The organism is Vibrio jasicida CAIM 1864 = LMG 25398, from assembly GCF_000400365.1.
Lineage (GTDB): Bacteria > Pseudomonadota > Gammaproteobacteria > Enterobacterales > Vibrionaceae > Vibrio > Vibrio jasicida.
The window spans coordinates 78,367-90,858 of sequence record NZ_BAOG01000014.1 but is presented as its reverse complement, the minus strand read 5'-3'; the positions used below and the strand labels follow the sequence as shown (position 1 = coordinate 90,858).

Annotated in this window: 11 protein-coding genes; 7 read left to right on the top strand and 4 right to left on the bottom strand. The window is 44.7% G+C overall.

Annotated features, from left to right (window positions below; all coding sequences use genetic code 11):
* The first annotated feature begins 29 nt into the window (after positions 1-29).
* From VJL_RS03995 to VJL_RS03965, 7 genes are all read left to right on the top strand, one after another.
* A complete protein-coding gene (locus tag VJL_RS03995; RefSeq protein ID WP_038866698.1) occupies positions 30-1,007 on the top strand; it encodes a lipid A deacylase LpxR family protein in 978 nt (325 codons plus the stop codon).
* Positions 1,008-1,151: 144 nt separating this feature from the next.
* Positions 1,152-1,892 carry a pyruvate formate lyase 1-activating protein gene (gene pflA, locus VJL_RS03990; RefSeq protein ID WP_038866696.1) on the top strand — a complete coding sequence of 247 codons (741 nt, stop codon included), beginning with the start codon at positions 1,152-1,154 and terminating at the stop codon, positions 1,890-1,892.
* 195 nt (positions 1,893-2,087) lie between these two features.
* Positions 2,088-2,753, top strand: a complete 666-nt coding sequence (locus VJL_RS03985; protein ID WP_038875931.1) for an energy-coupling factor ABC transporter permease — start codon at positions 2,088-2,090, stop codon at positions 2,751-2,753.
* A gap of 158 nt (positions 2,754-2,911) precedes the next feature.
* Positions 2,912-3,412: a YfbU family protein gene (locus VJL_RS03980; protein WP_038866692.1), complete on the top strand. Its 501-nt coding sequence runs from the start codon at positions 2,912-2,914 to the stop codon at positions 3,410-3,412.
* Positions 3,413-3,900: 488 nt separating this feature from the next.
* A complete protein-coding gene (locus tag VJL_RS03975) occupies positions 3,901-5,835 on the top strand; it encodes a PrkA family serine protein kinase (protein ID WP_038867152.1) in 1,935 nt (644 codons plus the stop codon).
* Between the two features lie 45 nt (positions 5,836-5,880).
* Entirely contained in the window at positions 5,881-7,152 is a 1,272-nt protein-coding gene (locus tag VJL_RS03970; RefSeq protein ID WP_038866690.1) for a YeaH/YhbH family protein, read from the top strand.
* Positions 7,153-7,163: 11 nt separating this feature from the next.
* Positions 7,164-8,723 carry a SpoVR family protein gene (locus VJL_RS03965; RefSeq protein ID WP_038866687.1) on the top strand — a complete coding sequence of 520 codons (1,560 nt, stop codon included), beginning with the start codon at positions 7,164-7,166 and terminating at the stop codon, positions 8,721-8,723.
* Between the two features lie 81 nt (positions 8,724-8,804).
* On the opposite strand, the gene kdsB is transcribed toward VJL_RS03965, so the two are convergent.
* The 4 genes from kdsB to msbA are packed head-to-tail and all read right to left on the bottom strand — an operon-like array spanning position 8,805 to position 12,481.
* The gene (gene kdsB, locus VJL_RS03960; RefSeq protein WP_038875929.1) at positions 8,805-9,560 is read right to left on the bottom strand and encodes a 3-deoxy-manno-octulosonate cytidylyltransferase; all 756 of its coding nucleotides are present in this window, start codon (positions 9,558-9,560) and stop codon (positions 8,805-8,807) included.
* Entirely contained in the window at positions 9,560-9,739 is a 180-nt protein-coding gene (locus VJL_RS03955) for a Trm112 family protein (RefSeq protein ID WP_005378451.1), read from the bottom strand. Before VJL_RS03955 ends, kdsB begins: the two co-directional genes overlap by 1 nt.
* Positions 9,720-10,727 (bottom strand): tetraacyldisaccharide 4'-kinase, encoded by a 1,008-nt coding sequence (gene lpxK / locus VJL_RS03950; RefSeq protein WP_038875927.1) that lies wholly within the window; start codon positions 10,725-10,727, stop codon positions 9,720-9,722. The genes VJL_RS03955 and lpxK overlap by 20 nt, the downstream gene beginning before the upstream one ends.
* 5 nt (positions 10,728-10,732) lie before the next feature.
* On the bottom strand, positions 10,733-12,481 hold the full coding sequence (msbA, locus tag VJL_RS03945; protein WP_038866683.1) for a lipid A ABC transporter ATP-binding protein/permease MsbA: 1,749 nt from the start codon (positions 12,479-12,481) through the stop codon (positions 10,733-10,735).
* Positions 12,482-12,492: the final 11 nt, after the last annotated feature.

The following is a 12,492-nucleotide window of genomic DNA, read 5'->3' as shown; positions in this document are numbered from 1 at the left end:
GATGCCGAAAACGCTAGCAAACGAAGTATATGAAACTCAGTAAATTATTTATCCTTGCCTTGTTGTCGCCTGCTGCGATTGCATCAACAAAATCTACCGTCTCTTTCACTTTAGATAACGATGGCATATTTGGTGTCGACCAAGACTACACCAACGGCATTTTCCTTTCTTACGCGACCGATAAACTGCGTGAAGACAGCGAATGGAAGTGGTTCAGTTTAAACGGTAATGGTCAAGCCAACGTCGATAAAGTAGAACTTGTACTAGGCCACAAAATGTGGACGCCGAGTGATATAGAAGCCGACTACCCTCTTGTTAATGATCGTCCTTACGCTGGCTACCTACACACCGAAATAAACTATATCTCGATCACAGCAGACCAAGCCGTTCGATACAATTTTACTATCGGGGCAACAGGTGAAAGCTCACTATCAGATAAAGCCCAAGATATCGTTCACGGCATCACTGGCTCAACCGACCCACAAGGTTGGGAATACCAAATTGATGACGAAGTCGCATTCAGTGTTGGTTACCGAGCATTCAACAAACTGATGCGCAGCGAAGGTAAAAGCACACAATGGGAAATTACTAACGTAAACGACATCAACGCAGGTAACTTCCGTAGTGATGTATCTCAAGGTGTCATGTTCCGCTGGGGTACCAACTTAGCGAACAGTATCGGTGCGGCAAACATCAGTGTTGAAAGCCCATTCCACGCGAGTATGCTAGCGCAAAGTACATCCAGTTGGTTCTTGTTCACAGGCTTTGAAGGACGTTACCGCTTTAACGACATTACCATAGAAGGCGATCGTTCAGGCATTCCTGAGCCATCCGATCAATACGATGTTACGTTACAAAACTGGCAAGCAAGTGCGGTTGCTGGTGCAGCTTGGTATAACCGAAACTACGGCGCGAGCTTAACCTTTACCGTTAAAACGCCGGATTATGAAGAAGCACAAACTGATGTTTATGGTACAGGCTCTCTGTCACTGTTTGCGTTCTTCTAAATATAAGTCCCTGTGCGGCGTGTGAGTTTTCATTCGCCGCTTTCTTTGCTCAATATCTCGCCAACGCCCCTCTCCAAGACTGTTTTAACCCTGCAATTTGTAATAAAATAACGGGTAGAATTTATTAAAAAATGAGAGCAAAAGATGTCAACAGCTGGTCGTATTCACTCGTTTGAGTCATGTGGTACCGTAGACGGACCCGGTATTCGATTTATCGTCTTCTTGCAAGGTTGTTTAATGCGTTGTAAGTATTGCCATAACCGCGATACTTGGGATACGCATGACGGCAAAGAAGTGACGGTTGAAGAAATTATTGCTGAAGCAAAAACCTACCGTCATTTCATGAATGCATCAGGTGGTGGCATTACTTGTTCTGGTGGCGAAGCGATGCTTCAACCAGAATTTGTGCGAGACTTCTTCCGCGCAGCTCAAGCGGAAGGTATTCACACTTGTCTTGATACCAATGGTTACATCCGCAAACATACCGATGTTATCGATGAAGTGCTTGAAGCGACAGACCTTGTAATGCTTGACCTTAAGCACATGAAAGACGAAATTCACCAAGATTTCATCGGCGTTTCGAACCGTAGAGTTTTAGACTTCGCTCGCTATCTACATAAAATCGGTCAAAAAACGTGGATCCGCTACGTGGTTGTTCCGGGCTATACAGATGAACCTGAAGCGGCACATATGCTTGGTGAATTCATCAAAGATATGGACAACATTGAGAAAGTGGAACTTCTTCCGTACCACAAACTTGGTGCGCATAAATGGGAAGCATTAGGGCTTGATTACCCATTAGATGGTGTAAACCCTCCATCGAAAGAAACGATGGATGAAATCCAATCGATCCTTTCCCAATACCATCCAAATGTGAAATACTAAGTCATATTAGGTTATTGAATAAATTAAAAATACCAGCAATTCGCTGGTATTTTTTTACTCATATTACCGTCGAGAGTACCAAACAAATCAAAACATTTGATGCCCTATACTCGACACATTAAACGTATACAAACCTGCTACACAGTTAAAACGGTAAGTAAAGCTCGTAAGGAATCAAAAGTCAGGATATCAAACATGGATTGGTTTAATTTCGTATCGGTCATCATTGTTGGTTGGGTTGTAATCATGCATTGCCTACCCGATTGGCGAACAGTCGTTTGGCCTAAAATGGAACAAGAAAAACCATTTCAACATTTGATCTTCGCAACGCTCTTCTTGCTTAGCATTTTGTGGTCTGCACAAGCCGGTGTGAAAGAAGGGTTGCAAATCCACTTTCTTGCTTTGACAACGCTAACAATGATGTACGGTTGGCGAATGGCTTTTCTGCTCTGTATCCCTGCCATGATCATCAATCATTTGATTCACGGTATTCCTCTATTAATGCTGCCAAGTGCGCTCGTACTTTCTGCACTGGTACCAATACTAATAAGCTACCTCGTTTTTCTACTCAGCTATCAATATTTGCCACGCAATATTTTTGTCTTCATTTTTGTGGCGGGATTCTTCAATGGAGCACTAACCGGTAGCTTACACCTACTCATTAACTCAGTTTATCATCTATCAGTCGGTCATTACGACTGGCAAACCATCCAGCACAACTACTTTGTTTTTGTGCCATTACTCGCTTTCCCCGAGGGGCTTCTTAATGGGATGTCATTGGCGGTCCTAACCGTATTCAAACCAGAATGGTTAAGAGTATTCTCGGATCGAGATTACATATACAACCACTACCACAAATAGCATGTCACAACGCATTCATACGCTGTTTGTAAACTGGCTAAATTTGATAATTCTTGCCATTTTTCATATTAAATATGTGTTGAGATCATGTTTCAGTAACGTCTGAAACGTTAACCTAAGCACATTAAAAATGTATTAGATTATTTAGTGAGGTCATCATGGAAATGTCAAACGCTCAACGTTTGATCTTATCAAACCAGTACAACCTAATGTCTCAGATGGACCCTAGCAGCGCAGCAAAATACAAGCGTCTACAGACCATCGTAGAACGTGGTTACGAGCTGCAAATGCGCGAACTGAACAAAGATTTTGGCTGCATTACTGAATCTGAATGTCGTGAAATCATCGACATCATGGAGATGTACCATGCGATGCAAGAATCCAACAAGATGCTGGATGACGAAGAGCGCAGCAAAGTCGATCAACGCCGTCTGCAATTCCTTGGTTTTGATATCGCAACAGAAGCCCAACAAGTGCATTACGTTCGTTTCCTTGTGGATTCTGAAGGTCTATATCCTCAATTTGATAAGGCTGATCACCACTTCAACAGCCAAATGCCAATGCAGGAAAAATACCAGCGCATGTTGAAAACATGGCGCAACTGCCCTCGTCAGTACCATTTGTGTGCAAACGAATTGGCGCAAATTTTCAGTGCATAACGCACTAAGCATTTGAAAAGGAGAGTAAACGCTCTCCTTTTTTCATCTCCCCTGTCACGATTTTATCAAATCTCACCTGTCAGCTTTCTCTACGCTTTCCCAAACACCACCTAGAATTCACTGATATCGACGATTTATCGCCAAATAATTGATTTCTTATACTGTCATTCACAACACAAATTCTTCTCTCATTAAACAGTGATTCAAATGTCACTTTTGCAATAAATTCATAATTGTTAAGCAAAATTGGAAATCCCCGACTAGGCTTAAAATGAGAAAGGGAGTGATTGAAAGGTACCTATCCACCGTCCTCCGTTGCAGTGAAAAATTGTCCATAAAGCAAAGCCTTTGGCGTGACCTAACTGGGGTTCGGTACAAACCAAATGCGATAACAGGGCGTATAAGTTCATACAACGAAGGACATATCAAAGGTGGGTAAGCCTGCGTCAACGTTCGTCGGTAGACTGACTATTAAAGGGGAAAGCGACATGAGTATTTTCGACCACTATCAATCAAGATATGAAGCTTCAAAAGATGAAGAGATGTCGTTGCAGGATTTCTTAGCCCTGTGCAAGGACGATAAAAGCGCTTATGCCAATGCAGCAGAACGACTTCTCATAGCGATTGGGGAACCAGAAGTCATTGATACTGCGCAAGATCCAAGACTGAGCCGCATCTTCTCAAACCGAGTGATCTCTCGTTATGAAACCTTCAAAGACTTCTACGGCATGGAAGACGCTATCGAACAGATCGTGTCTTATCTCAAACACGCCGCGCAAGGTTTGGAAGAACGAAAACAAATTCTTTACCTTCTTGGCCCAGTAGGTGGTGGTAAATCATCACTGGCTGAGAAGTTAAAAGCACTGATGGAAAAAATGCCAGTTTACGTGCTCAGCGCCAATGGTGAGCGCAGCCCCGTAAATGATCATCCTTTCTGCTTATTTAATGCTTCGGAAGACGGCGAAATCCTTAAGAAAGAATACGGTATTGAGCATCGCTACCTACGCTCTATCATGTCACCTTGGGCTGCAAAACGTCTGCACGAGTTTGGCGGTGATATCACCAAGTTCAAGGTGCTTAAGGTGCGTCCTTCTATCCTAGACCAAGTTGCAATTGCGAAGACTGAACCCGGCGATGAAAACAACCAAGACATCTCATCATTGGTTGGTAAAGTTGATATTCGCCAGCTTGAACACTTTTCACAAGATGACCCAGATGCTTACAGCTATTCCGGCGCGCTATGTAAAGCAAATCAAGGTTTGATGGAATTCGTGGAGATGTTCAAAGCGCCAATCAAGGTGCTACACCCTCTCTTGACGGCAACTCAAGAAGGTAACTTTAACGGTACGGAAGGGTTGTCTGCTATCCCATTCGACGGCATGATTTTGGCCCACTCAAATGAATCAGAGTGGCAAACGTTCCGTAATAACAAGAACAACGAAGCATTCTTAGACCGTGTATACATAGTGAAAGTCCCTTACTGTTTACGTGTATCGGAAGAAGTGAAGATCTACCAGAAACTACTTGAAAACAGTGAACTTTCTAAAGCACCTTGTTCACCAAGCACACTCGAGACTCTGGCACAGTTCAGTATTCTGTCTCGACTCAAAGAGCCTGAGAACTCGTCCATTTTCTCGAAGATGCGTGTCTACGATGGTGAAACACTGAAAGATACCGATCCGAAAGCGAAGAGTTACCAAGAGTACCGCGACTTTGCCGGTGTCGATGAAGGTATGAACGGTCTTTCCACCCGTTTCGCGTTCAAGATTCTATCGCGTGTGTTTAACTTCGACCAAACCGAAGTAGCGGCAAACCCTGTCCACCTATTCTACGTGATTGAGCAGCAAGTTGAGCGTGAGCAGTTCCCTTCTGAAATGGCAGAAAAGTACCTCGAGTTCTTGAAGGGTTACCTTGTACCACGTTACGTCGAGTTCATCGGCAAAGAAGTACAAACGGCCTACCTAGAGTCTTATTCTGAATATGGCCAGAACATCTTTGACCGCTACGTGACTTACGCAGATTTCTGGATTCAAGATCAAGAATACCGCGATCCAGAAACAGGTCAGCTGTTTGACCGTGCCTCTCTGAATGCTGAACTAGAGAAGATCGAGAAAACCGCTGGCATTTCAAACCCGAAAGATTTCCGAAACGAAATCGTCAACTTTGTGCTTCGTGCGAAAGCCAATAACAATGGTCTGAATCCAGTTTGGACCAGCTACGAAAAACTGCGCACGGTAATCGAGAAGAAAATGTTCTCCAATACCGAAGAGCTACTTCCGGTTATTTCATTCAATGCGAAAACGTCTTCTGAAGATCAGAAGAAACACGACGACTTTGTCGCTCGCATGATGGAAAAAGGCTATACCGAGAAACAGGTTCGCCTACTTTCTGAGTGGTACCTACGAGTACGTAAGTCATCCTAACCAGTTTGAGTTAGGTCGCTTGTGAAACATGAAGAGGGCTATTTCATGGCGCAATTTATAGACCGAAGGCTCAATGGTAAGAACAAGAGCGCTGTTAATCGACAGCGCTTCTTGAAACGCCATAAAGAGCAGATTAAAGAGTCGGTAGCTGACGCAGTGAATCGACGCTCGATCACAAACACGGAAACGGGCGAAGACGTTGCAATACCGCACAAAGACATCAACGAACCTATGTTTCATCAGGGTAAAGGGGGCGTACGTGAGCGTGTGCACCCTGGCAACGACCAATTTATTACTGGTGACAAAATCGAGCGCCCGAAAGGTGGAGGTCAAGGTGGTGGCGCAGGAGAAGGCAATGCGAGTCCTGATGGCGAAGGCCAAGACGAGTTTGTTTTCCAGATATCCAAAGATGAATATCTCGATATCTTGTTCGAGGATTTGGAGTTACCCAATCTTGAAAAAAATCAGATTGCTAAAATAACTGAATGGAAGACCCATCGTGCGGGTTACCAAACTGCAGGCATTCCGTCCAACATTGCCATTGTGCGTTCGTTGCAGCAATCACTTGCTCGACGTACCGCAATGACAGCAGGTAAAAAGCGTCTTCTTAATGAACTAGAGGATGAGCTTACTCGCATCAAAAACATCGAGCCAGCTCAGCAGCTCGAGGAAAATCGTCTGAAGAAGGAAATTGAGGATCTGCGCAAGAAAATCGAAAGCGTGCCCTTCATTGATACCTTCGACTTACGTTTCAAGAACTATGAGAAGCGCCCTGTGCCATCGAGCCAAGCGGTCATGTTTTGTCTGATGGACGTTTCAGGTTCTATGGACCAAGCCACCAAAGATATCGCAAAACGCTTCTATGTTCTTTTATACCTGTTCTTGACGCGCACCTACGAAAATGTAGAGGTCGTATTCATTCGTCACCATACTCAAGCAAAAGAGGTCGATGAACATGAGTTCTTCTACTCGCAAGAAACGGGTGGAACAATTGTGTCGAGCGCTCTCAAGCTAATGAACGAAATCGTGCAAGACCGCTATCCTGTAGGCCAATGGAACATCTACGCCGCACAGGCATCCGATGGGGATAATTGGGCTGACGATTCTCCGCGTTGCCGTGAACTCCTAGTGAATAAACTGCTTCCTAACTGTCAGTACTATTCATACATTGAGATCACCCGACGCTCACACCAAACGCTATGGCATGAATACGAGAAGCTTGCTGAAGCCTTCCCAAACTTTGCCATGAAAAACATCCGCTCTGTGGAGGATATCTTCCCAGTCTTCCGTGAACTATTCCAAAAAGAAACGGCGTAAGGAGGCTAGCGATGAATACCGCAACGAAAAACCTTTCGGGGGAAGCTTCGAAGAAGCGCAGAGAAAATATGCTTCCAGACGGCCCAGACTGGACGTTTGAATTGTTGGAGCGTTATCACAAAGAAATCAAGCGTGTCGCGGAGCATTATCGCCTCGACACTTACCCAAACCAAATCGAGGTGATTACCTCTGAACAAATGATGGATGCATACTCAAGTATCGGTATGCCCATCAACTACAATCATTGGTCGTTTGGCAAAAAGTTCATCCAAACTGAGCAAAACTACAAACACGGTCAAATGGGCTTGGCTTACGAGATCGTGATTAACTCCAACCCATGTATCGCTTATTTGATGGAAGAGAACACCATCACGATGCAGGCGCTTGTTATCGCTCACGCTTGTTATGGACACAACTCGTTCTTCAAGGGCAATTATCTGTTCCAAACGTGGACCGACGCCAGCTCGATCATTGACTATCTCTTGTTTGCGAAGAACTACATTGCGGAATGTGAAGAGCGATACGGGGTGCATGAAGTTGAGCAACTACTTGACTCATGTCATGCATTAATGAACTTCGGTGTAGACCGCTATAAGCGTCCCGAAAAAATCTCTATTAATGAAGAGAAAGCACGTCAAGAAGAGCGCGAAGCCTATCTTCAATCTCAAGTGAACGAACTTTGGCGTACTGTTCCACAGGCAAAAACTAAAGAAGAAGATATCAAGATTCGTTTCCCAAGTGAGCCACAGGAAAACCTGCTTTATTTCTTCGAGAAACATGCGCCATTGCTGGAGCCTTGGCAGCGTGAAATCGTCCGAATTGTCCGTAAAGTCAGCCAGTACTTTTACCCTCAGAAACAAACCCAAGTTATGAATGAAGGGTGGGCAACATTTTGGCACTACACGATTCTGAATCACCTTTACGATGAAGGCTTAGTATCAGAGAAGTTTATTCTCGAATTTCTACATAGCCACACCAGCGTTGTTGCTCAACCTGCTTATAACAGTCCGTACTTTAGCGGCATTAACCCCTATGCGCTTGGCTTTGCGATGTTCAGGGACATAAAACGTATCTGTGAAGAGCCAACCGATGAGGATAAAGAGTGGTTCCCAGAAATTGCCGGAGCCGATTGGTTAGACACGCTTCACTTTGCGATGCATAACTTCAAAGATGAAAGTTTTATCAGCCAATACTTGTCACCAAAGCTAATGCGAGATTTTAAACTTTTCGCCATTAATGATGATGATCGTAAGAACTTCGTTGAGGTTGCCGCCATTCACGATGAGATGGGTTACAAACGCATCCGAGAGGCGCTAGCCGCACAATATAACTTAGCCAATCTAGAGCCAAACATTCAGGTATTTAACGTGGATGTGAGAGGCGATCGTTCGTTAACACTTCAATACGTCCCTCATAACCGAATTCCATTGGATAACAGTTATGAAGAGGTGTTGAAACATGTTTATCGCTTATGGGGCTTCGATGTGATTTTGGAGGAAGTAAAAGATACCGGACACCGAGAGATTCTCTCTACCTGTCCGAAACGCAATCAGTACGACACAAATATCTAGAACTCTCTTTCTACTAATGAATAAAAGAAAAGGCTCCTAACTTAGGAGCCTTTATCTATCTAAATCAGTCAGTGCGGTGTACTAAGCTTGCTTTGCAATAATTTTTCTTACCGCTTCAAGGTCGGCTTGCGTATCCACACCTGCTGCTGGCGCTTCTTTTGCAACCGCAACATGAATCTTTTCACCGTACCAAAGCACACGAAGTTGCTCCAAGCACTCGATTTGCTCAAGTGCACTTGGTTGCCAATTCACATAAGTGTTGATGAAACCAGCACGGTAAGCGTAGATGCCAATGTGACGCATCAATGGATTTACGATAGTTTTGTCTTGCTTGGCAAAGTTGTCACGATCCCAAGGGATCGTCGCACGACTAAAGTACATAGCGTAACCACGCTCGTCCGCGACCACTTTTACCGCATTCGGGTTAAAAACTTCTTCTTCCGATTCAATCTCAACCGCAAGCGTTGCCATTGGCGCATCGCAACCTGCTAGGTTGTCAGCTACTTGGCGAATAATAGACGGAGGAATCAATGGTTCATCACCCTGAACATTAACCACAATGTGGTCTGCAGGAATTGCCATTTTTTCTACCACTTCTGCTAGTCGCTCAGTGCCAGATTCATGGTTTGGCGAGGTCATACAAACCTTGCCACCAAACTGCTCTGCAGCCGCCGATACGCGCTCATCGTCAGTCGCAATAATCACGTCTTCAGCACCCGCTTGTAACGCTTGCTCATAAACCCATTGGATCATTGGTTTACCACCAATGTCTGCCAACGGCTTACCCGGTAAGCGGCTTGACGCGTAACGCGCAGGAATGACAACCGTAAAAGACATTAGCGTCCCTCGTCCATGCTCATGGTTCTTGCTTCTGGTTCAAGGAGAACAGGAATACCCTCTTTGATTGGGTAAGCAAGGCGATCTAATTTGCAGATCAACTCTTGATTATCTTTATCGTACGTCAGCTTACCTTTGCACACAGGGCAAGCTACAATCTCAAGCAGACGGTGATCCATAAGTCGCTTTAACCTCTTTTATTCGATTTAAAATTCGTTCTGCATCATGTTGTTCAAACTGAGCAGAAACAGGAAGATACCACCAATTGTCTTGCGCATAGCGGTCGCATTTAACGGCATCTTTTTCTGTCATAATCACATTCGCTCCTTGTTGAGCCAATGCATCTAATTCTTTTTGGTCAAAGTCCTGATGATCGGCAAACCCTTTCGTGACTTTGACATCCGCATTCATTGCGTTAAGTGTATTAAAAAAACGAGGTGGATGCCCAATACCAGCAAATGCGACTAAGTCTTTCAACTCACTCACATCCACTTGCTGCTTCGTCTTCAAATTGATCGCCTTTGATGGCGCTAAAGACATTGGCATTTCGCCATGCTGAGCTTGACCACCATTAATGATGATAAAGTCGACTTCAGCAAGACGCTCTACCCCTTCACGTAGTGGGCCAAGTGGAATAAGGCTTTCATTGCCAAAGCGGCGATTACCATCAACGATAACGAACTCGATATCTCGCTCTAAAGCGTAATGCTGGAGGCCATCGTCAGTAATAATGATGTCAACGCCAGTTTCAAGCAATGCTTTCACCGCATTAGAACGAATCGGGTCTACGGCTACTGGCGCACCAGTACGACGATGAATTAGCTTAGGCTCATCACCACAGTGTTTCGCTGGTGTATTATCATCAAGAACAAGCGGATACTGAGGTGCTTTTGCGCCATAACCACGCGATACCACTCCGGGTTTATAACCCAGTAGTTGCAATTGCTCTACCAGCCACACTACCACTGGCGTTTTACCATTGCCACCAGCAGTAATGTTCCCAACGACCGCAACAGGCACGGGTGCTTTGTAGGCTTCTTTCTTGCCGACTTGGTATTGACGGCGTTTCGATTGGCTTATCGCACCAAACAGCAAGCTTAATGGCCACAAAAGCGGCCATAGCAAGTATTTAAGCGGATGGTTTTCGAACCAGATCTTTTCAATCACAGCGCTTAGGCACCAAATTGAATTCGATGAAGTTGGGCATAAGCGCCATCTTTAGCGATCAAATCAGCATGACTACCACGCTCAACGATAGCGCCTTCATCGACTACAAGGATTTCATCAGCGTTTTCGATGGTCGACAAACGGTGAGCAATCACCAGTACCGTCTTGTCTTTTTGCAGTTCATCCAGCGCCGATTGAATAGCACGTTCCGATTCCGTATCCAGAGCTGACGTTGCCTCATCAAGTACCAGCACAGGTGCATCACGTAGAAGTGCACGTGCAATTGCGACACGCTGGCGCTGGCCACCTGACAAACTCGCACCATTTTCGCCAATCATCGCGTCTAAGCCACCGTCCATTTTACCAATGAACTCCATCGCATGAGCCAGTTTGGCTGCACGCTCAATGTCTTCACGTGAGTATTGTTCTTCTGTCGCGTAAGCAATGTTGTTTGCAATCGTGTCGTTGAACAAATGTACGTTTTGCGAAACAAGCGCAAACTGCTCACGAAGATTCTTAAGCTCATAATCACGAATGTCATGACCATCAAGCGTAATTGAACCACTGCTTACGTCATAGAAACGGTTGAACAAATTAGCAATGGTACTCTTTCCTGAACCTGAGCGCCCAACGAGAGCAACCGTCTTACCTTTTGGAATGTCAAAACTGACATTCTCAAGCGCTGGTTTTTCTGCACCTTCATAAGTAAAGCTGACATCTTTGACAGTTACATCGCCTTGCGCACGCTCTACTTTGAATTTACCTTCGTTCTTTTCTGGTTCTAGATCGACCAGTGCAAACAAGGTTTGGCTTGCCGCCATACCGCGTTGGAACTGTGACGTAACATTCGTCAGAGCTTTCAATGGACGCATCAAACCAAACATCGCAGAGAATACAACCGTAAATGTACCCGGAGTCAACTGGTCTTTAATTGAGTCGATACTAGCAAGGTAAAGCACGACAACAATCGCGATAGATGCAATCATTTGAATGATCGGGTTCGCAGCTGCTTGAGCTGTCACTAGCTTCATGCTTTGCTGGCGCATCTGATTGCTGACTTTCTCGAAGCGTTTGCCTTCGATGTCTTGACCACCATAACTTAGTACGACTTTATGACCTTTCAGCATTTGCTCCGCGGAAGCCGTCACATGACCCATCATGGTTTGCATGTTCTTTGAAATTTTTCTGAATCGTTTAGAAACGATACCAATACCCCAAGCAACAACAGGAGCAACAGCAAACAGTACCAAAGACAATTGCCAGCTGTTGTAGAACATCAAAACCAACAAGCCAATGATACTTGCACCTTCACGAACGATACTGACCAATGCTTGGCTAGTTGCAGCAGATACTTGCTCTGAGTCGTAAGTGATACGTGACAATAAGTTGCCTGTTTTTTCTTTATCAAAATAAGAAACAGGCATATGCATAAAGTGGTTGAACACCATTCGTCGAATTTGCATCACGACGTTGCCGGAAACCCAGCTCAAACAATAGGTCGAGACAAACCCACTCACACCACGAATAAACATCATGGCGAAAACAATTAATGGGAGTGTGCGTAGAAAGTCTGACTCTGCATTGCCAAAACCTTCATCAAGAAGTGGTTTAAGCAGGGAAATCATGTAGGTATCTGAAACAGCATTAACGACTAATGCAATGACAGCAACGATCAAACCGGCCTTATAAAGGCGAATAAATTGCCATAGACGCTTAAACGTCTGCCAGGTCGTTTCATCAGTATTTATCGACATAGAAGTGCTTT

Excerpts from the sequence above, each read along its gene's own strand:
- pflA (WP_038866696.1), top strand. The coding sequence starts at position 1,152 with ATGTCAACAGCTGGTCGTATTCACTCGTTTGAGTCATGTGGTACCGTA.
- VJL_RS03955 (WP_005378451.1), bottom strand. The coding sequence starts at position 9,739 with ATGGATCACCGTCTGCTTGAGATTGTAGCTTGCCCTGTGTGCAAAGGT.
- VJL_RS03980 (WP_038866692.1), top strand. The coding sequence starts at position 2,912 with ATGGAAATGTCAAACGCTCAACGTTTGATCTTATCAAACCAGTACAAC.
- VJL_RS03970 (WP_038866690.1), top strand. The coding sequence starts at position 5,881 with ATGGCGCAATTTATAGACCGAAGGCTCAATGGTAAGAACAAGAGCGCT.
- VJL_RS03985 (WP_038875931.1), top strand. The coding sequence starts at position 2,088 with ATGGATTGGTTTAATTTCGTATCGGTCATCATTGTTGGTTGGGTTGTA.
- msbA (WP_038866683.1), bottom strand. The coding sequence starts at position 12,481 with ATGTCGATAAATACTGATGAAACGACCTGGCAGACGTTTAAGCGTCTA.
- VJL_RS03965 (WP_038866687.1), top strand. The coding sequence starts at position 7,164 with ATGAATACCGCAACGAAAAACCTTTCGGGGGAAGCTTCGAAGAAGCGC.
- VJL_RS03975 (WP_038867152.1), top strand. The coding sequence starts at position 3,901 with ATGAGTATTTTCGACCACTATCAATCAAGATATGAAGCTTCAAAAGAT.
- kdsB (WP_038875929.1), bottom strand. The coding sequence starts at position 9,560 with ATGTCTTTTACGGTTGTCATTCCTGCGCGTTACGCGTCAAGCCGCTTA.
- VJL_RS03995 (WP_038866698.1), top strand. The coding sequence starts at position 30 with ATGAAACTCAGTAAATTATTTATCCTTGCCTTGTTGTCGCCTGCTGCG.